17 protein-coding genes and 1 tRNA gene are annotated in these 20128 nt (G+C 64.3%); 7 read left to right on the top strand and 11 right to left on the bottom strand.

Annotated features, from left to right (window positions below; translation table 11 throughout):
- Positions 1–1127 (bottom strand): retropepsin-like aspartic protease (locus HNW77_RS11140; RefSeq protein WP_172157669.1); only part of this gene is annotated, 1127 nt, incomplete at its 3' end.
- Positions 1081–2049 (bottom strand): ion channel, encoded by a 969-nt coding sequence (locus HNW77_RS11135; protein WP_172157668.1) that lies wholly within the window; start codon positions 2047–2049, stop codon positions 1081–1083. The genes HNW77_RS11135 and HNW77_RS11140, both read right to left, overlap by 47 nt.
- Before the next feature lie 158 nt (positions 2050–2207).
- On the opposite strand from HNW77_RS11135, the gene HNW77_RS11130 reads away from it, so the two are divergent.
- Positions 2208–3107 carry a 3'-5' exonuclease gene (locus HNW77_RS11130; protein ID WP_172157667.1) on the top strand — a complete coding sequence of 300 codons (900 nt, stop codon included), beginning with the start codon at positions 2208–2210 and terminating at the stop codon, positions 3105–3107.
- A 99-nt stretch (positions 3108–3206) separates the two neighbouring features.
- Here the strand turns inward: HNW77_RS11130 and HNW77_RS11125 are convergent, their stop codons facing one another.
- The 8 genes from HNW77_RS11125 to HNW77_RS11090 all read right to left on the bottom strand — a co-directional run bounded on the left by HNW77_RS11125 (position 3207) and on the right by HNW77_RS11090 (position 11393).
- On the bottom strand, positions 3207–3452 hold the full coding sequence (locus HNW77_RS11125; RefSeq protein ID WP_241694417.1) for a hypothetical protein: 246 nt from the start codon (positions 3450–3452) through the stop codon (positions 3207–3209).
- Between the two features lie 14 nt (positions 3453–3466).
- Positions 3467–4864 carry an amidohydrolase family protein gene (locus tag HNW77_RS11120; protein ID WP_172157665.1) on the bottom strand — a complete coding sequence of 466 codons (1398 nt, stop codon included), beginning with the start codon at positions 4862–4864 and terminating at the stop codon, positions 3467–3469.
- A 79-nt stretch (positions 4865–4943) separates the two neighbouring features.
- Positions 4944–5282, bottom strand: coding sequence for a hypothetical protein (locus HNW77_RS11115; RefSeq protein ID WP_172157664.1), 339 nt, complete (start codon positions 5280–5282; stop codon positions 4944–4946).
- Positions 5283–5590: 308 nt separating this feature from the next.
- Positions 5591–5666, bottom strand: a tRNA-Glu gene (locus HNW77_RS11110).
- Between the two features lie 69 nt (positions 5667–5735).
- On the bottom strand, positions 5736–7436 hold the full coding sequence (recJ, locus tag HNW77_RS11105; protein WP_241694420.1) for a single-stranded-DNA-specific exonuclease RecJ: 1701 nt from the start codon (positions 7434–7436) through the stop codon (positions 5736–5738).
- Positions 7437–7658: 222 nt separating this feature from the next.
- The gene (locus HNW77_RS11100; protein ID WP_172157663.1) at positions 7659–8999 is read right to left on the bottom strand and encodes a homoserine dehydrogenase; all 1341 of its coding nucleotides are present in this window, start codon (positions 8997–8999) and stop codon (positions 7659–7661) included.
- Between the two features lie 26 nt (positions 9000–9025).
- Positions 9026–10267, bottom strand: coding sequence for an LL-diaminopimelate aminotransferase (locus HNW77_RS11095; protein WP_172157662.1), 1242 nt, complete (start codon positions 10265–10267; stop codon positions 9026–9028).
- A 91-nt stretch (positions 10268–10358) separates the two neighbouring features.
- Complete coding sequence (locus tag HNW77_RS11090; RefSeq protein ID WP_172157661.1) at positions 10359–11393, bottom strand: hypothetical protein; 1035 nt, start codon at positions 11391–11393, stop codon at positions 10359–10361.
- A 211-nt stretch (positions 11394–11604) separates the two neighbouring features.
- Between HNW77_RS11090 and HNW77_RS11085 the strand changes: the two genes are divergently transcribed.
- Both HNW77_RS11085 and HNW77_RS11080 read left to right on the top strand, forming a co-directional pair.
- On the top strand, positions 11605–12279 hold the full coding sequence (locus HNW77_RS11085) for an ATP-dependent Clp protease proteolytic subunit (RefSeq protein WP_172157682.1): 675 nt from the start codon (positions 11605–11607) through the stop codon (positions 12277–12279).
- Between the two features lie 211 nt (positions 12280–12490).
- Positions 12491–13495 carry a ferritin-like domain-containing protein gene (locus tag HNW77_RS11080; protein WP_172157659.1) on the top strand — a complete coding sequence of 335 codons (1005 nt, stop codon included), beginning with the start codon at positions 12491–12493 and terminating at the stop codon, positions 13493–13495.
- A 58-nt stretch (positions 13496–13553) separates the two neighbouring features.
- Here the strand turns inward: HNW77_RS11080 and HNW77_RS11075 are convergent, their stop codons facing one another.
- Positions 13554–14078, bottom strand: coding sequence for a hypothetical protein (locus tag HNW77_RS11075; RefSeq protein ID WP_172157657.1), 525 nt, complete (start codon positions 14076–14078; stop codon positions 13554–13556).
- A 246-nt stretch (positions 14079–14324) separates the two neighbouring features.
- Here HNW77_RS11075 and HNW77_RS11070 point away from each other — a divergent pair, with 246 nt between their 5' ends.
- From HNW77_RS11070 to HNW77_RS11055, 4 genes are all read left to right on the top strand, one after another.
- Positions 14325–14690 carry a hypothetical protein gene (locus HNW77_RS11070; RefSeq protein ID WP_172157655.1) on the top strand — a complete coding sequence of 122 codons (366 nt, stop codon included), beginning with the start codon at positions 14325–14327 and terminating at the stop codon, positions 14688–14690.
- A gap of 58 nt (positions 14691–14748) precedes the next feature.
- The gene (locus HNW77_RS11065) at positions 14749–15300 is read left to right on the top strand and encodes a cytochrome b (RefSeq protein ID WP_172157653.1); all 552 of its coding nucleotides are present in this window, start codon (positions 14749–14751) and stop codon (positions 15298–15300) included.
- A gap of 397 nt (positions 15301–15697) precedes the next feature.
- Positions 15698–17773, top strand: coding sequence for a putative bifunctional diguanylate cyclase/phosphodiesterase (locus HNW77_RS11060; RefSeq protein ID WP_241694416.1), 2076 nt, complete (start codon positions 15698–15700; stop codon positions 17771–17773).
- A gap of 38 nt (positions 17774–17811) precedes the next feature.
- Positions 17812–20070: an EAL domain-containing protein gene (locus tag HNW77_RS11055; protein WP_172157649.1), complete on the top strand. Its 2259-nt coding sequence runs from the start codon at positions 17812–17814 to the stop codon at positions 20068–20070.
- Positions 20071–20128 lie beyond the last annotated feature (58 nt).

Genomic DNA, 20128 nt, shown 5'->3' with positions numbered 1-20128 from the left:
GCTTGATCGGGCGTGGCCTGCATCGGCTCGCCTGGCGCGGGTGGGGTGGGCGGCGCATCAATCAGGCGGGCAATGGCCGTTCGGGTCGTGAGCATGCCGTGGGCGGCCTGGCCGTGGTCGTTGGGCATGTCAGCCTGGGGGGTCATGTACATCATGCCCTGCGGAAAGGCCATGAGCACGCGCCTGCGCCGCAGGAAGTTCATGCCCAGCACGCTGTAGCTGGTTTTTTCCACATTCACGTCCAGTGGCAGGTCATGCCATGCGCCAATGGCGATGTTGTCAAAATGGTGCCTGCGTCCGTTCAGGATCTTGCCGGCATTGGTCCGTACGTGAATGTCGTCGTGCAGGATGGCAGGGGTCAGGCCCAGCGCCCTGGCATCCTTGCGCGAGAGCGAGGACATGTCCGCCCCCGGTTCGATCTCCATGCGCGTGCTCCGCGTGCCTGCCTGCATGCTGATGCCGGTCAGGTGGCCGAGGCGGTCGGGCTGCAGGGGCAGGGCCATGCTGTCCGGCCCGAGCCAGTCCTGCAGGGGCGGGCAGCCGGCTGCCGTGCTGGCAAGGAACAGCACCATGACGCGGGCGGGGAAATCAAACAGCACATCATAATTGCCCAGTATGTCGTAGCCGATCACGCCAAGCACCGGCTGGTCATTGAGGCGGGGCTGGACCGTGCCTTCAAGCAGGGCGGGCACGTCACCGGCGCGGCCATTGGTAATGCGCAGTTCGTGCAGAACCGTGGTGTAGGTGGTGTCCACGCCTGCGATGGTCTGGATGCTGATGGCCGACAGCACGGGAAAGGCGGCGGGGGTTGGCGCGTAAACGCCCACCTCATCCTGCGTTACGCTGACATAGGCCAGTCCGGCCATGTCATTGAACGTGGCGGGAATGATCGGGCTGCCGCTATTGGTCAGCAGCGGCGCCGCGATGACATGGGTCAGGCACGCGGCGGGCAGGCCATAGCGCAGCGCGGGTGGCGCGGAGGGCGGGGGCGCGTGCCGTGCGGCATGGGCGGGTGTGCCGCCCGCAAGGGCAAGCAGCACCACGCCTGCGCGGGCAAGCCGTGCTGGTGCCGTGTGCGGGTCAGTCCGGCTGGTCAGCCAGGTATTCCGCCACCTCGGCGCTTTCATCGAGGGGGGATTCGGTCTGGTCAAAGCGGGTGTAGTCAACGGTGATCCGCCCATCCGGCCCGGCGTTGATGATATCGACGAAGCGGTGATTATACAGCATGCGGTCAAATCCGTAAGCGGAACGCGCAAAAACGGTCTGGCCCGAGGCCTCGTCGGTTCCGGTCAGGCTGACGATGATTTCCGCCTCCTCTGCGGCCAGGTCATGTTCGGTCAGGCCATAAAGGGGGCTGCTGGCATCAATGACATGGGTGGGCGTGCACGCAAAGCGCAGCACCGGCACATGCGACTGCTGGAGCGTGAGCGGGTCGAACTGCCGCACTACCCGGCCCGATGGCGTGTGGATAAGGCGGGCAAGCGCAAACTCCACATCCACCGACAGGATGGGGCTGCGGCGGCAGTTGGCCAGGCGGATATCAAGGTGAAGGTGCCCGCCTTCAGACAGGATCAGCGCCTTGTCGCTGAACATGACCCGCGCGCGCGGGCGTGAAAAGCGCGCAAAGATGAGGCCCGTCGCCAGGGCGTTGATCATCATGCCCGCCAGTACTTCCACCGTGGCGATCATGTTGGCGGTGCGGCTGACAGGCACCATGCCGCCATAGCCCACGGTGGAGAGGGTCTGCACGCTGAAGAAGAAGAAATCAGCGAAGCTGTGCGGGTCAGCCCCCTTAACGCCCTGGCTGTCGGCCATGTACAGCAGCGCGAAAAGCAGATTGGCCCCCACATAAACCAGCAGCGCGCCGTAAAAGAACGTGCGCCACGGTGCCGTAAGGGCATGGTGATAGAAATCGGACCAGATGCGGTCCACCTGCCCCACGCGCACGATCGTATCGTGCCCGCGGTCTTCCAGTTTGTGGAAAGGGGGTGGCCTGCCTGCCGGGGGGCTGGGGCGTGGGGGTGTCTGTGGCCCGGCGTCCTGTGCCATGGCGTGTCCTGCCTGCGCGTGTGGTGTGGAGCCAGGGCAGATCAGACCAGCCTGACAAACTTTGTAATATGGCATGCGTCCCGGCGGGGCAACGCCCTGCGTGGTAGAGAGGGCGTGCGCCCGTCGCATATCCATGCATCCCGCCGGCAGGAGACCCCATGACAGAACTGACCCCAGACCAGATGGAACACATGGCCACCACGCTGGAAGGAACGGGCCGCTACCGCGTGCTCCGCCCGCTCGCGCCGCGTGTGCTGGCGGAGTACCCGCCCGAGGCCGGAACGCGGCTGGGCATGTTCCTTGACCTTGAGACCACCGGGTTGAGTGCGGTGAAGGACGAGATCATCGAATTTGGCATCGTGCCCTTTGTGTACACGCTGGACGGGCGGATTCTGGGCAGCCTGGAGCCGTTCAGCCGCCTGCGTGAGCCCACGCGCCCCATTCCGCCACAGATCACCGCGTTGACCGGCATCACCCCGGCCATGGTGGCGGGCCAGTCGGTCACGCCTGAGGAGGTGGCCAGTTTCGTGGCGCCTGCTTCACTTATTATCGCACATAATGCAGATTTTGACCGCAAGTTTGCCGAGCGTTTCACCCCCGCCTTCACCACCAAGCCCTGGGCGTGCTCCATGAAGGATGTGGACTGGGCGGCGGAAGGCTTTGAGGGGCGCAAGCTGTCCTATCTGGGCATGCAGGCGGGGTTCTGGTTTGACGGGCATCGTGCGGTGGATGACTGCCAGGCCGGCATTGCCATCCTCGACCGGGTGCTGCCGGTATCAGGGCAGCCTGCCCTTGCCGCGCTGCTGGAAAATGCCCGGCAGGTCCGCTGTCGCATCTGGGCGGAAAATGCGCCCTATGAGTTCAAGGACCAGTTGCGCCAGCGCGGCTACCGGTGGAATGACGGCACGGATGGCAACCCGCGCGCGTGGTCCATCTCGCTGCCCGAGGCGGAGGTGGAAGCCGAACTGGCTTTTCTGCACGCCGAGGTCTTTGCCCGCCCGGTGGAACTGCCGGTCACGCGCATTACGCCGTGGGACCGGTTTTCCACCCGTTGCTGATGGCGGCGGGGCAGGGATGTTTTTTGGGGCTTTCAGTATTGCGGCGCTGGGTGAAGCTTTTTGGGGAAAAGCTTCGAAAAAACGTAGTCCCCGGAAATTTCACGGGCCGGTAAAGAACGCATCCCCCATGTAATCGGGCGGCCCGCCGTCCAGTCCTTCGGCCTCGAAACCATCATTATAGGGGCCTGAATAATACCCCATGCCGTAATTATGTTCATTCCAGTCATTATTCGCAATCATCGGGCCATCCGGTCCCGAAAGCTGCGGGCCCTGAGGTCCTGCGCACGCTCCCAGGCCGCCCAGCAGGAGCAGGCTCAGGCACAGGGCGGTTTTGCGTGCGGGCATGAAGCGGGTTCCTGTCATTTCCGGGGGGCGGGCTGACCGGGCAGCGGGCCGGGCACCGGCTGGCCACGGTGCCAGACCTGGCGGATCCGGTCCAGCGCGGCAGGCTCCACCGTGGGGTTGCCCTGCACCACCAGCAGGTCGGCCCACTGGCCGGGCGCTATGGTGCCCCGGTCGGTCAGGTGCATGAGGCGTGCGGCATCGCCCGTGGCCAGCGTAATGGCCTGCAGCGGCGTCAGCCCGGCCATGATGGACAGGCGCACTTCCCGATGTTCCGCAAAGCCGGGAATGCGCACCGGCGTGGCCCCTGAATCCGTGCCGAAGCCTGTGGGGATGCCCGCACGGTACACCGCCATCAGGTTCTGCATGTTCATGGCCAGCGCCCGGTGGGCGGCGGCACTCAGGGGGGCGGCCAGCGTTCTGGCCCGCCAGGCGGGGTCGGCAAATTGCTGGCGCAGCGCGGGCGAGAGGCCGAAGGACAGGAAGGGGTCATCCAGCCATTCGGGGTGCTCGGCAAAGATGTAACCGGCCTCGTCAAGCGAGAGCGTGGCGATATAGCCCGTGCCCTGCGTGCGCATGGCGTTGAGCAGGGTTGTGTCTATGGGCCGGTCGCGCACGCCGTGGGCCAGAATATCCACGCCCGCGGCCACCAGCGCGCGGGCATCGGCCAGGTCATGAATATGGGCCGCGATCCGCTTGCCCCGCGCATGCGCCTGCGCAATGGCGGCGCGGTAGATCGCAGGCCGCATCTTGGGCAGGGGGCGGGCGCCGGGCACACCGTTGCGGAAATCATCCACCCACAGCTTGATCAGGTCCGTGCCTTCATCAACCATGCGATCGACGGCGGCGCGCGTCTCGGCAGGCGTGGTCGGGCGAAAGACCTGATCGGGGCCGATATGGAACATACTTTCGGGCGGCACGCCATCGGGCGCGCCAATGCCCTGATCCACGCCAAACAGGTCAGCACCCGGGTTGAGGGCCGCATGCTGCTCGCGGCGCAGGTCATCAAATAGCGGGGAGCGGTTCAGCCCGAGTGCGACCACCGTTGTTACGCCGTAATGTTCATACTGCGCGAGTTCGGCAAGGATGTTGGCGCGGGTATAGTTTTCCGCCCCGTTATGGATGCCCCCGACCTGGCCCACATGGCTGTGGTCTGAAATCAGGCCCGGCAGCACGCTCAGCCCGGACAGGTCAAGCACGCGGGCATGGGCGGGTAGCTTCAGGCCATGCCCCGTGGCGGTGATATGCCCGTTTTCGATCAGGATATCCGTATCGGTCCGTGCCGGCTGCCCCGTGCCGTCAATGACGGTGGCATGGCGCAGCAGCACGGGTCTTGCCGTTTCGGCACGGGCGGTGCCGCACAGGGCGGGCAGGCTGGCCAGAACGGCCATCAGGGCAGGGCGGACACGGGGCATGCATACCTCTCCATCGGGCACGGGCAATGGCGCAGTGTTGCCCATCAGGGGCGCCTGCGTCCATTCACGTCCGTGCCGGTCAGGCGGCCTGGGCAGGCAGGCGGGTCGCGCCCCCTTCAATCAGGTCGGCAAAGGCGTCCTGCACGTCGCCACTTTCGGGAAAGCAGACCAGAACGTCATCGCTTTCCGCTTTCGCCTCGCGCGCGGGGCTGACTACGCTCTCCCACTGGCGCGAAAGGGAGGTGACCGTGCCGATCTCGGGTTCGAGAAACTGCCACGACCCGCCCTTGGCCGTTGACCCCATGACAGTGGTGAGCAGGAACACGCCAGCCTGGTCCGGTAGGGGCGAGGGCACGCGATGAAACTGGTAGAGCGTGCCGGATTTTCCAAACAGCGTGAATGAATTCCACGGTTCCATAAGCCTGTGACCTCCCTCGGTGGCGCGGCAGTATGCCATACTTCGCCATGATGGTGGAAAGGTGGTGCAGGGCCTGCCAGCCATGCGGGCGGGGCGTGAACGGGGAGGAAAGTCAAAGCTCTTGAGGAATGCCTTTATTTTGAAAAGGCAGCATTTTCTTAAGCTTTTTGAAAAAAGCTTCACCAGGAATTTTTGATGATTACCGGGCGTGACGGAAAACCATCTACCATGGAAATGGCGGACAATCTGGTCAATGAGGAGAAGAGCCTGTGTTCAGCAATACGCGCAGGTTGCTGCGGTCAAGTAGCTGGCGTCCCGTACGGGATTCGAACCCGTGTTGCCGCCGTGAAAGGGCGGTGTCCTAGGCCTCTAGACGAACGGGACTAAAGGCGTGAGCGGTAAGTATCCCGCTACGGGGGGCGGGTCAACCCCCTGATGCAAAAAAGGCTGAAATTATTGAGCGATCGCCACGTCGCGGATGAAGAACGTGGCTGATGTCCGCCCGTTCCAGCTCTCGGCCCGCAGCCAGCCTGCAAGGTGCAGCGGGGGCGTGTCGCGGTCTTCCAGTACCGGGGCGATGGCACTTTCATTGGCGCGGAACACCAGTGCCTTGAGCCGTGGGCCCCGGCCTTCGCCCTGAAGTGTGAGGCGCAGGGTATTGCCCTCGCGCCCGATCCGCTCGGCATAGGCCACGCGCACCCGGGGCAGGGCGATGAGCGGTTCGTCATTGCCCGGGCCAAAGGGGGCGAGGCGGTCCATCTCGGTTGCAAGGGCTACGTCAGCGGCGGCCACGTTCACCACGGCGTCGATGGTCAGGTCCACCGCATCGGGCAGGTCGGCGGCGGAGGCCAGGTAGCGGTCAAGAAAGTCGTGCAGCGCGGGCACGCCTTCGGCAGGCAGCCCAAAGCCTGCCGCCATGGCGTGGCCACCGCCCGAGGTGAGCAGCCCCGCCTGCCGCGCGGCAATGATGGCGCCGCCCAGGTCCTGCCCCGGCACGGAGCGGGCCGAACCCTTGACGCTGCCATCATCAAGTTCCGCGCCCACCAGCACGGGGCGGTTGAATTTTTCCTTTATGCGCCCGGCCACGATGCCCACCACGCCGGGGTGCCAGTCGCGCCCGCTCAGCACCAGCACGCCGTGGCCCTGCGCGCGCTGGGCGGCGGCCAGTTCCATGGCGCGGTCCAGAATGCCGGCTTCCACGCTCTGGCGGTTGTGGTTGACGGTATTGAGCTTGTCGGCCAGCGCCTGCGCCTCGGCCGCGTTGTCTGACAGCAGCAGCCGCAGCCCCAGCCCGGAATCGGCAATCCGCCCCCCGGCATTGATGCGTGGGCCAAGCGCAAACCCGCAGGTAAAGGCCGAGAGCGGATCACGCGCGCCCGCGGCCTCAAGCAGGGCGGCCAGCCCCGTGCGCCCGCGCTGCGCCATGATGTTCAGCCCATGAATCACGAAGGCGCGGTTCAGCCCGGTCAGCGGCATCACGTCGCATACGGTGGCCAGGGCCACCAGGTCGAGGCTGTGCTTGAGCTGCGGGTCGGGATGGGTGTCAAACCACCCTTCGCGGCGCAGCAGGCGCGTGGTGGCGCCTGCCGCCAGGAAGGTCACCGCCGCCGCGCAGATATGGCGCAGGCCGGAGGGGCAGTCCGCCCGGTTGGGGTTGACCGTGGCCACCACGCGGGGCAGCGTGCCCTGCACCTGGTGGTGGTCGAGCACGATCACATCGCAGCCCTGGCTGACATGTTCGAGTACATCGACCGCCGCCGTGCCGCAGTCGAGGCAGATGACCAGGCTTGCCCCCTGCGCCTGCATGGCCTCGATGGCGGGGATGTTGGGGCCGTAGCCTTCCGTCATGCGGTCGGGGATGTGGGTGAGCACCGTGCAGCCCTGTCCGCGCAGGAAAGCGGTCAGGAGCGCTGTGGAGCACGCGCCATCCACGTCATAATCGCCAAACAGGCCGATGGTCTCGCCATTGCGGATGGCGCGCGCCATCCGTTCGGCGGTCACGTCCATGTCCACCAGCGTCGAGGGGTCGGGCAGCATCTGGCCCATGACGGGCCTGAGGTAGCTCTCCACCTGCTCCGGGCTGATATGGCGGAGAGCGAGCATGCGGGCCACGATCTCGGGCAGGCCGGTCTGCTGGGCAATGGCCATGCCCATGCGGTCGACATGGCTGGCCTGGCTGCCCGCGCGCCATGTCCATCGCCGCCCTGTCACGCTGTGGGTTACCCCGAGCACGGCGGGAACGGCTCCGTCCTCTACCCGTTGCGCGGCAGGGGCGGGATGTGTCAGGTCGGTAACAGGCACGGGCGGGTCCTTGTGCTGGGGGCCGGGATCAGCGACGGGGGGGGCGGATGGGCTCAAAGCCCACCCGCGCCGTTCCTAGCCCGCGTCGATGCGGATCAGGGCGGGCTCGTCCAGCACGGCGCTTAGTTCGGCAATGTGGTGCAGGGCGTGCTGCATGGCTGCTTCGTTGGTCTTGTGGGTCAGCAGCACCAGCGGCACGGCATGGGTGCCGTCAGGGCGGGTTTCATGCGCATCGGCATGCTGGAGCATGCTGCGCAGCGAGACGCCATTGTCACGCAGTACGGCGGTGATGTCGGCAATCACGCCGGGGCGGTCTTCCACGTTCAGGCGCAGGTAGTATTCGCCCATGAACGACTTGGCCGGCAGGGCCACGGCCTGCGTCAGGCTATCGGCATCGCAGCCCCATACGGGAATGGCGGCCCCGCGCGCGATGTCGATCAGGTCGGCGCATACGGCGGTGGCCGTCGGTCCTTCGCCCGCGCCCCGGCCTTCAAGCATCAGGCGGCCGACAAAGGCGCCTTCGGCCACCACGGCGTTGAACACGCCATTGACCTGCGCAATCGAGGCATCCTGCGGCACGAGGCACGGATGCACGCGGGCCTCGATGCCGTTTTCATGCTGGCGGGCAATGCCCAGCAGCTTGATGCGGTAGCCCATCTTGCGCGCGAACTGCAGGTCAAGCGCGCCAATGCGGCGGATGCCCTCGATATAGACGGAGGCGAACACCACCGGCCGCCCGAAGGCCAGCCCCGCCAGGATGGCCAGCTTGTGGGCGGTGTCGATGCCATCGACATCGGTGGAGGGATCGGCCTCGGCATAGCCCAGCTTCTGGGCATCGGCCAGGATCTCGGCAAAGTCGCGGCCGGTCTCGTGCATCACGCTCAGGATGTAGTTGCACGTGCCGTTGAGGATGCCGCCGATCTTGAGGATGCGGTCCGCCGCCAGCCCTTCGCGCACGGTCTTGATGGCGGGAATGCCGCCCGCTACCGCCGCCTCGAACATCAGCGGCACGCCCGCCGCCTGCGCCGTGCAGGCCAGCTCCGCGCCGTGGATGGCGATCAGCGCCTTGTTGGCGGTCACGACCGGCCGGCGGTTTTCCAGCGCGCGGGTCACGGTCAGGCGGGCAGCGCCTTCGGCGCCGCCTATCAGTTCGGCCACCACGTCCACATCGGGGTGGGTGGCCAGTGCCTCGGGCGTGTCGCACCAGGCCACGCCAGACAGGTCGATGCCACGATCACGCGTGCGGTCGCGCGCGCTTACGGCGGTCACCACCAGTTCGCGGCCGGCGCGGGCGCGGATCAGGGCCGCGTTCTCGCGCAGCAGTTTCATAACGCCAGCGCCAACCGTGCCCAGCCCTGCAATGCCGATGCGCAGGGGCGGTCTGGGTGCGGGCGAAGAAGAAGGTTTAGAAGTCATCTGTTTTCCGTCAACCGAATGGGCCGTCATGAATGGGCGGGCTGTTCTTCAGGCAGGGGGGCAGCCTGCTGGCTGGTGGGGGCAATGCCGCCATGTTCCGTCATGAAATGGCGGATCGAGCGGCAGGCCTGCCGCAGGCGCTGGGTGTTCTCCACCAGGCCGATGCGCACGAAACCCTCGCCATGCTCGCCAAAGCCAAGGCCGGGTGCCACCGCAACGCCTGCTTCCCTGAGCAGCAGCTTGGAGAAGCCGACGCTGCCAAGGTCGCGGAACCGCTCGGGAATCGGCGCCCAGGCGAACATCGAGCCCTCGGGCGAGGGTACGTCCCACCCGGCTGCATGCAGGCCCTGGATCAGCACGTCGCGGCGCTTGCGATAGATGTCGCGAATTTCGGCAACGCAGTCCTGCGGGCCGCTCAGCGCCGCCACGGCGGCGACCTGGATGGGCGTGAATGCGCCATAGTCAAGGTAGGACTTGATGCGCGTCAGCGCCGAAATCAGCCTGGGGTTGCCTGCCGCAAAGCCCATGCGCCAGCCCGCCATGGAATAGGTCTTGGACAGCGAGGTGAACTCGACCGCGATATCCTTCGCCCCCGGCACCTCAAGGATCGAGGGGGGCACGTTGTCGCCAAAATAGATCTCGGCATAGGCCAGGTCGGACAGGATCCAGATCTCGTGCTTGCGGGCGAATGCCACGAGCTTGCGATAAAAATCGAGATCGGCCAGATACGCGGTCGGGTTTGATGGAAAATTGACGATCAGCGCCGTGGGCTTGGGCACCGAATGGCGCACCGCGCGGTCAAGGGCCTCGAGCATTTCATCATCCGGCGTGGCCGGGATGGAGCGCACGGACGCGCCCGCGATGATGAAGCCGAACTGGTGGATGGGGTAGGACGGGTTGGGCACCAGAATGGTGTCGCCCGGGCTGGTGATGGCGGAGGCGAGGTTGGCCAGCCCTTCCTTTGAGCCAAGGGTCGCGATCACCTCGGTCTCGGGGTCGAGCTTCACGTTGAAGCGGCGCTCGTAATACCCCGCAAGCGCCCGGCGCAGGCCCGGAATGCCCCGGCTGACCGAGTAGCGGTGCGCGCGCGGGTCCGACACGGTCTCGACCAGCTTCTGCACGATATGCGGCGGCGTGGGCGTGTCGGGATTGCCCATGCCGAGATCGATAATATCCTCTCCCCGCGCTCGGGCGGCGGCCTTGGCCTTGTTGACTTCAGCGAAGACATAGGGCGGCAGGCGGCGGATACGATGGAATTCTTCGGTCATGGGACGCTCTGTTGCGGGCGGGCGGAAAATGCGCGCGCCGGGTTGGGAATCAGCTCATGCAGGCCCGCGTGCCGGGCCTGCGGGCGCCACTCTAGCGCAGCACGGCAATTCTTGCACCATTGCCAAAGGCATGGGCGCGCACCACGATTTTTGACGCGGGCACGCCGCGCGCAACCAGCATGCTGGTGATGGTGCGGGTGCGCAGGATGGCGAGGTTGAGGGCGGCGGTCTGCCCTTCCGCCGTGGCGCTGGTGGCGTTGCCATAGCCGTTCACGATCACGAAATTGTCGCCGCGTTCCGTTACGGCGTTGTTCACCACCTCATCCTCGCCATCGGCAATGTGATCCGAGCCGGGCAGGAAATGCACCGTTGGTCCGTCATCGGCGCTGGCAAGGTGGTAGTTCGGCAGGTCCAGCCCGTCACGCGCCGCGTTGTCGGGCAGGGTGATGCCGCCCACCTGGGGCAGGGCCGGGGCTTCGGCCGCAATGGGGGGCAGGTTGGCGGGAATGGCCTCGGGGTGTTCGCTCACCATCGCCGTAACCGCGGGCATGAGCAACTGGCCGTTGCTGCCATAGAGCGGGCTCCCGTCCGGGCCGGTCTGCGGGGCGGATGCGCTGTTCGGCGCCGTGGTGGCCGATGTGGTAGTGCCCGCTGCGGTGGTGGCGGTCGTGCGCGCGGCAGGCGTGTCAGGGCTGTCCGCCGCCTTGAGCGAGGCGGACTGCGTGCCGAACTGCGTGCGCGAGGGGATGGGCGGAATATCCGTCATCGTGGGCATGGTGCCCATGATCGCGTCCTGGCGTTCGTTGAGTTCGTGCTGGGCCTCGAGGTCGGCGGTAATGTCCTCGCGCAGGTCGGGCGAGGGGAGTTCAGGCGCCTTGCGCGGGCCGAGCCCGATCCTGGGATAGGGCTGGTGGGTGCCCGGCGGCGGGGGGCGCTGGTGGCTGATCACGCCGCCCTGGTACTGGTGGTACCACTGCGTCACGGTATCGACCGTGTCCTGATGGTGCACGCAGCCCGCAAGCGCTGCCGCGCACAGGGCCAGCATGGCGGGCCGTGCGGCACGCACGTGGCCTGGTGGCGGAAAAAAAAATCTTCCGGGACTTGGCGATGGCACCCGCTTTCCCAATCTCTAGCTCCCATGGCCCTTGTGGCCTGCACACGACACGACCGGGGCAAACTAGCCTGCAATGCCGTTCTTAGCGAGAGGGGTTGCATCACTTGCGTCATGACGTGCGCCACCTCTCTGCCCGATTGCAAGCTCGGGACTTGGCACCGGGCGCAAGGCAGCGCAGGATAAGGGCATGACCAGGACAGTCCCGGAGAAGAGGGAGAACCCGATGAACGGCATGCAGCCGAACTACCGCATCCGCATGGATGATGAAGACCCGAGAGATCCCGATATCCCCGAACCCCAGGGCCCGGAAACCGAGGAGCCCGACAAGAACCGCACGCTGTCCTCGCCCATTGGCGAGCTTGAAAGCCGCCTGTTCGACCAGCGCAAGGTTCTGGTGTTCGGCCCGATCAACGACAAGATCGCCCGCGACGTGACCGGTCGCCTGCTTGCCCTTGCCGGTGCCTCCGACAAGCCGATCGATGTGTACGTCAACTCGCCCGGCGGCCATGTGGAAAGTGGCGACACCATTCACGACATGATCCGCTTTGTCGATTCGGTGGCGCCGGTGAACATGATCGGCACGGGCTGGGTCGCCTCGGCTGGCGCGCTCATCTTTGCCGCGGGCAACAAGGAACGGCGCTACTGCCTGCCCAACACGCGCTTCCTGCTGCACCAGCCCATGGGCGGCGTGCGCGGGCCTGCCACGGATATCGACATCGAGGCCCGCGAGATCGTCAAGATGCGCGCGCGGCTCAACCACCTGTTCGCCCGCGAGACCGGCCAGCCTTACGAGAAGGTGTGCAAGGACACCGACCGGAACTACTGGATGTCCGCTGATGAAGCGATCGCCTATGGCCTGGTGACACGCGTGATCGACAAAATCTCCGACCTGCATTGATTTAAGGCAAGGCGGCGTTTAGGGCTCGCCCATAATGCTGGCGTTCCGTTCCGCAGGAGGGGCAAGACCCCTTCTGCGGAGTCCTGATAACAGTCCTGCACTTTGCATGGACTTATGATATGGGAACCGGCAACGAGGGTGTCAGGCAGTTTGAATGAACGCCTCATCGGCCGGCGTATTCACGCGACACCGTTCCGAACAGCGAGCCGACATGACGAAATCACTTTCTGACATTTATACAACCCTGCCTGAAGCCCGTGATCCAGGTGCCGCCACGGCGGATGCCGTGGCGAAGGCCGATTTCAATGCGCGGCACTGGTCCAGCCCGGTTGCAGGTCCCCTCAAGCCGGGCTCGCCTGCGCACAAGAAGGCCGTGGCGGACATGTTCCGCGAGACCTTCAACCCCTACAAGCCATCCGTCATCGAATGGCCCGAACTCGATGCCGAGACGCTGCAGCGCGTCACCTCCCTGCCGATCTGGGACATCGCGGTCCAGACCGAAGGCAAGGCCCGCCTGCGCATGGCTGCCTACGCCCGCCTGATCGACGACCCCGACATGAAGGATGCCCTGTCACGCAATGCGTGGGAGGAGAACCGCCACAAGGAAGTGCTGTCCAAGATGGTGGCGGCCTACAACATTCCGCTGGCGTCCGAGCCGCCCTACATCGAGCCGCGCGATGTGGAATGGGCCTATATGGTCACCGGCTTTTCGGAATGCGTGGACAGCTTCTTCGCCTTCGGCCTGTTTGCCATTGCCCAGAAATCCGCCTTCTTCCCGCCCGCGCTGATCGACACGTTCGAGCCGGTGATGCAGGAGGAATGCCGCCACATCCTGCTGTTCGCCAACTGGCTGGCCTGGCACCGCGCCACCATGCCGTGGTGGAAGCGCCCGTGGTTCGAGGCGCGCGTGCTCGGTGTCTGGTTCTTCCTGCTCTATGAGCGTCTGGGCATGGTCACCACGTTCGATGCCGATGGCAACAAGCACGAGCAGGATAACAACTTCACCGTCAACGGCACGAAGGAAGTGGCCGATGTGGATGTGAAGCTGCGCGACATGATCGATATCTGCCTGATCGAGAATGCGCGCCGCTTCTCGGGCTATGACCCGCGCCTGGTGCGGCCGAAGCTTGCGCCCAACCTGGCGCGCATCATCCGCTTCTTCCTGCCGCGCACGCCCAATTCGGCCAGCCTTGAAAGCCAGCCCGGCGCGGCATAACCCGCTGCCGTAACCGCCCCCCCCCGCCTGTCTGGCGCAGGCGGGGGAAGAAGCGGGTTCAGCCCAGCGTGGGCACGGCCGGGCCTGCCCCGAAATCAAGCAGCCCCAGATAGGCCACGCGCTCGCCGGGCACGATATCGCCAATCCGGCCGCCGTCGATGCGGGCATAGGCGAAGACCTTGCTTTCTTCCTCATCCGACGAGCCAATGGCAAGGCCGGTGAACGGCTTGCCCTGCGCATCCTTGAGTTGCCACACATCGCCGCGCACCACGGCGTCATATTTGTAGCGGAAGCCCGGCACGATCTTGGTCAGCAGCAGGGGCATGGCGGCGGTGACGTCAATGGCCGTGCGCACGAAGGCGGTGCAGGCTGCATCAGGCACGAAATAGCCGCGTACATCCGTCGCCATCAGGATCAGGCCCGGCGTTGCGCTGCCATCGGGGCCGACAAGGCGGCTGCGGATGACGATCTTCTGGTCATCACGCGAGACTTCCGAGGCGAGCATCACGGTGCCGACCGGTGCAGCGAGCAGGTCAGGCACGACGATGAGGTCTGAGAGGGGAAGGGTGGCGAGTCTGGTCATTTTTCATTCTCCATCGCGGCAGCCGCCAGGGGACGACGGGGCGGACTGTGCGCCCCGTTACGTTTCATGACAACCGTGCACCCCTGCGGGTGTTACATGCTGCATGGCACGCGCATGCTCCATGCATGGCAGGAATATCCCGCCGTTCATGCATGCGTGATAAACATTGGTAATATGGGGTTATTGCCCCAATTTAAAAGGGGGTCATGGAAACGGGTCCATGCTCCATAGAGGGAGGGTAGCCACATGACAGGTCATATCACGAAGGGGCTGGCGGCTGCGGCGTTTGGCCTGTTGCTGGCCTGCGGGTCGGCTGGCGTGGCCGAGGCGCGCAGTCATTCGGCCAGTGCCGCCACGGGCGCAGACAGCTACGGGGCTGGCCAGGATGAAGGCGCGGCGGACATGCCGCCTGCCTACAGCGCACCCGAGACCGGCGCTGGCGGGGGCGTGCCGCAATTCCGCAATGACAACGCGGAATCCGACCAGATGAGCGGCGCGATGATGATGCCCGGCTCCGCCTCCGGCAGTGCCGCGCCCGGCATGACCGATGGCAACTATACCAATATGAACATTGGTGGCGAAGACAGCGCGATTCTGCCCGGCGTCAACTGATGGCGGGTAAGAGCGGGCTGCGGCCTTTTTATCGGTAATTTTGATCAGAGACCACCGGATGACCGTATCTTTGCTTTCTTCGCCGCCCGCACATTACAGCTGGGAGACACGGTGGCTGCACTGGCTGACTGCCGTTCTGGTGCTCGAGCAGTTCGTGGTGGGGCAGGTGGGCTGGCATCTCATGGCCCGCACGGCGGCGTGGCGGCCTTTCCTGGTGGCGACGCATACCTCGCTTGGCGTGGTGCTGGCCGCGGTGTTCATCACTCGCGTGGTATGGGCCATGACCGGCGGCCGGGCCATCCGCTTCCCCGTCGTGACAATGCAGGACCGCGTGGCGCGCAGCGTGCACCGCCTGCTTTATATGCTGCTTGGTGGTGAGATCGTGTTCGGCTACATGGCGCGCTGGTCAACCGGGCGGCCCGTCATGGCGTTTGGCGTTCCGATCAACTCGCCTTTGCCCATGCTGATGCATGGAACGCATTCCTTTTTTTCAGGATTACATCATTGGGACGCATGGTTACTGTTCTGCGTCGCGCTCTTTCACGGCGCTGCGGGGTTTTACCATCTGTTCGTTTATCGTGACCGAATTTTTCAACGCATGTTACCCTGACGGGCAGGGGCGGGGATGAGTGTCCTAATGGCGCCTGGAAGTGGTATAAATCTCTCCCCGCAAATAAAAAATTAGGAATATAAGCCTAATATTTGTTATTTTTTAATTTATCCGTTACGGTTTTGAATAGGAAACCCCTTTAACTATACGGGGGTGTTGCGTTCCAAGGTATTATGAATTTTTCTTAGGATAATTTTTTGTTGCATTATGAATGAATGTTTATTAAAAACTGATTAATATCGGTAAATATAAAAATAAATGGCTGATTTTCCGTTGGATGCCCTTATTGTAAGTGCTTGATGTCAGGTGGCTTTACACATTGCCCCATGTGAAGCCAGGCGTTTGTTGGAACCTGTTTTCGTGAACGCATGGTATCGGGCGCTCAAAAATGGAAGTCATGAGCAATCATATCTATGAACTGAAGGTGTATGATCCCTTCCTGCTCGCCGGTGCACTGCTCGTGTGCGTAATGGGCGCGTGGATTACGATGCGGCTGGTATCGCGGGTGGCGCAGACCCACGGCCGCCAGCGCCTGGGGTGGTACTGCCTTGCCAGCATGGCAGGGGCGAGCTTTGTGTGGTGCACGCATTTTGCCGCCATGCTGGCCTATCATTGCAGCGCAGGCGTGCATCTTGATCCCCTGCGCACCGGGCTTTCGCTCCTGGTCATGCTCGTGGCGGTGCCGCTGGCGGTGATGCTGGCCGTGCGCCTGTATGGCCGGGGTGGCTGTATGCTGGGTGGCGCCGTGTTCGGGCTTGGCATTGCCTGCATGCATTATATCGGCATGGCCGCCTACCGGCTTGACGCGCCCGTGGCGTGGAACGGGCCGCTTGTGGTCGCCTCCGTGCTGATCGGGGTCGGTTTTTCCGCGCTGGCGCTGCTGCTGGCGTTGCGGCCAGTAAATCCGCGCCGCGAGATCGAGACGACGCTGGCGCTGGTGGGGGCGGTCGCGGGGCTGCATTTTACCGGCATGGAGGCCATGCATGTGGTGGCCATGCCGCAGCACATGCTGGCCGCGCATGATAATGGGCAGTTCCTGGCCCTCGGGTTCTCGGTCATCGGGGGCACGATGCTCATGCTCATCGCCGGTATCGCCTCGTTCGTCATTGATGGCAGCGTGCGGCAGGAATCCTATGAGGAACTGCATCGCATGGCCATGTCGGACGGGCTGACCGGCCTGCCCAACCGCATCAGCTTCAACGAGCGGCTGCAAAACGAGGTCAGCCGGGCCAACCGCGATGGCGAGCAGTTTGCCGTCATTGGCATCGACCTGAACAAGTTCAAGGAAATCAACGATACCCGTGGCCATGCCGCAGGTGATATCGTGCTGACCACGTTGGCCGAGCGCTTCAGCGCCCTGCTCGCGGATGGCGAATTCGTGGCCCGTCTTGGCGGTGACGAGTTCATTGCCATCCACCGCACGTCCGACAGCGCCGAACTGCATGGCTTTGTCGAGCGCATCCAGCAGGCGCTCAACCAGCCGATTCCCATCGAGGATTACGTGGTGACCAGTGGCGGCAGTATTGGCGTTGCGGTCTACCCGGTGGATGCAACCGACAGCGAGACCCTGATCTCGCGCGCGGACATGGCCATGTACCGCGCCAAGACCGACCCGCACCACACCATCTGGTATTATGAAACTGCGCTCGACCAGACCATGCGCGAACGGCGCGCGTTGGGCGAGGACCTCAAGACCGCCATGGCCAACGGGCAGCTTTCGCTGCACTACCAGGTGCAGACCGTGGTGGCCACGGGCGAGATCTCGGGTTACGAGGCGCTGCTGCGCTGGGAACACCCCGAGCGCGGCGCCATCGCGCCCCCCGAAATCCTGCAGCTTGCCGATGAGAGCGGCCAGATCATCAAGCTTGGCGAATGGGTGCTCCAGACCGCCTGCGCGGCAGCGGCAGGGTGGGATGAAGCGGTCCGGGTCGCGGTCAATATGTCCGCAGCCCAGTTCCTCCAGCCCCGCTTCGTGGTGGCGGTGCAGGAAAACCTTGCCCGCAGCGGGCTGGCGCCCGACCGCCTGGTCATCGAGATCACGGAAGAAACCGTGCAGCGCAACCCCGCCCGCGCGCTGGCCATGGCCGACAGCCTGCAGGCGCTTGGGGTGCGTCTGGCGCTTGACGAGTTCGGCGGCACCCGTTCGGTGCTGCACATGTTGCGTGCGTTCCCCTTCAGCAAGCTCAAGATCGATCGCTCGCTCATGCAGCAGGTCGATACCGACCCGGTGGCGGCGCAGCTTGTCCGCTCCATCCTGCTTATGGGCCGTGCGCTGCGCATATCGGTGCTGGCGCAGGGGATCGAAACGAAAGGCCAGTTCAGCGTCGCCTCGGCCGAAGGGTGCGACGAAGGCCAGGGATACCTGATCGGCCACCCTGCGCAGCTGGCCCAGGCAGCGGTCACGACCGGGGGCGGAACGCCCGGCAGTGCCATGCGCGCCGTCTCTTCTCCCGTATTCGGCCCCGATATCTGAGAGGCGCGATTTTTTTCATGAAACAGCAAGAGCATGTAATGAACCCTCACGATGCCCCCGCGATGACGTCTGAACAGACCCCGAGCCGTGAACTCGACATGACCGCCGATGTCAGCCTCCAGTTGCTCGAGCAGGCGACGGATGGCGTGGTCATCATCAATGAACGCAACGAGGTGGTCTTTTTCAACCCGGCGGCCGAGAAGCTGTGGGGCTATTCCGAGGATGAAGTGCTCGGCCGCAACGTGAGCTGCCTCGTGCCATCGGTCTATCGTGGCGATCATGACAGCTATATCTATAAAAACCGCAAGACGGGCGTGAACCGCATTGTCGGCACCTCGCGCGAGGTGACGTTCGAGAACAAGGCGGGTGACTACATCTCGGGCGAGATGTCGATCTCGACCGCGCTGCTCGGCCCGGAAAAGAAGCGCTATTACATGGCCTTCATGAAAGGCGTGACCGAGGAGAGCCACCGCCGCAAGCTGCTCGACCTGCAGAATACGGTGTTCCAGGCCATCTCCAACGACATGCTGGTCGAAGACGTGGCCGACCTGGTCTGCCGCGAGGTGGAAAGCTTCGTGCCCAACACGGTCTCGGCCATCATCCTGCTTGATGAGAACAACCGCCTGAGCATCCTGTCCGGTCCCGGCCTGCCGCGCCGTTATGCTGCGGCACTCGAGAACATGGCCCTGACCGAGGGCGACCTTGCGGCGCTGGGCAATGACCTGTCGGAAGCCAACAGCATCGTGTGGGACAGCTACCGCTCGCTGGGCATCTCGCTGGGGCTGCACAACTGCTGGGCTTCGGCCATCAAATCGCGCAACGGGCGCATTTCGGGCATTTTCGCGCTGTATTCGCGCAACCAGTACAAGCTGAGCGACTGGCCGCAGAAGATCGTGTCGGGCTGCGTGCCCTTCTGTAGCGTGGTGATCGAGAACTATGAGGCGCAGCAGCACATTGCCCAGCTCGCCAACCATGACTCCCTGACCGGCTTCCACAACCGCACCGCCATCCACAAGGTCATCAAGTCGATGATCGACCGCCCGGGTGATAACGAGTTCGCGGTGTTCATGATCGATATCGACCGCTTCCGCGATATCAACGACACGCTTGGCCACATGAATGGCGATGCCTTCCTCAAGGCGGTGGCCCAGCGGCTCAAGGACCTGTCGCGCAGCAATTACATCCTCAGCCGGTCGGGCGGGGATGAGTTCGTCATCGTCATGCCCGACAGTGATGAAGCCAAGGCCGCGAACTTTGCCGAGAGCCTGATCAAGGCCATGCAGGAACCCATCGAGATCGCGGGCAACCTGCTCGTCGTCTCCCTTGGCATCGGTATCAGCCTGTTCCCTGAAAACGGGCCGGATGGCGAATCCCTGCTGGGCCATGCCGAGATTGCCATGCGCCGGTGCAAGAAGGAGGCGCGCGGCGGCTACTGCGTGTCCAGTACGGCTGATAACCGTGCCGCCCAGGACCGGCTGCTGCTGGGCTCGGCGCTGCGTGAGTCGCTGGCCAAGGGCATGCTCAACCTGCATTACCAGCCGCAGGTCGATATCAAGACCGGCAAGCTGTATGGCGTTGAGGCGCTCTCGCGGTGGAAGCACCCGACGCTGGGCAACATCTACCCCTCGCGCTTCATCGCGGTGGCGGAGGATACCGGGCAGATCGAGACGATCGGCACCTGGTCGCTCGAAGAGGCGACCAGGCAGATCCTCGACTGGGAGCGCGCCGGGCTTTACGTGCCGACCGTATCGGTCAACCTGTCGGCCGCCCATTTCCGCAATCGCGGGCTGCCCGCGCTGATCGAGCGCATCCTCAAGGAGCGCCAGATCTCGCCGGAGCGCCTGTGCGTGGAAATTACGGAAAGCGTGATGATGGACGAAAACGAGGACACGATGGAAGGGCTCGCCGCCATCCGCAACCTCGGCGTTGGTCTGTCGATGGATGATTTCGGCACGGGCTACTCCTCGCTCTCGCGGCTGACGCGCCTGCCGCTGACCGAGATCAAGATCGACCGCAGCTTCATCATGAACCTTGACCATGATCCCAACGCCCAGGCCGTGACCACGGCGGTGATCGGCATCGGCAACCGCCTGGGCATGACCGTCGTGACCGAAGGTGTCGAGACCGAGGCCCAGCTCAAGCTGCTGCAGGAGCTGAACTGCGATGTGGTGCAGGGCTATCTGTTCGCGCGGCCGATGCCGCCGGCGGAACTGCTTGAATGGTCGCAGGGACCGGCCAAGACCCTTGCGCTCGAACTGGTCGCCTCTGATGCGGTTGAAAGCAAAACGAAGAAATAGTGCCGCCACAATTCCTGGCTTGTTCGCTGTTCCCATGCCTGGTTGGAAACAGGCCTGC

The organism is Komagataeibacter melomenusus, assembly GCF_013155395.1.
Classification (GTDB): Bacteria; Pseudomonadota; Alphaproteobacteria; order Acetobacterales; family Acetobacteraceae; genus Komagataeibacter; species Komagataeibacter melomenusus.
Note: the sequence above shows the minus strand (reverse complement) of the source record. Positions and strands in the feature narration are given on the sequence as shown.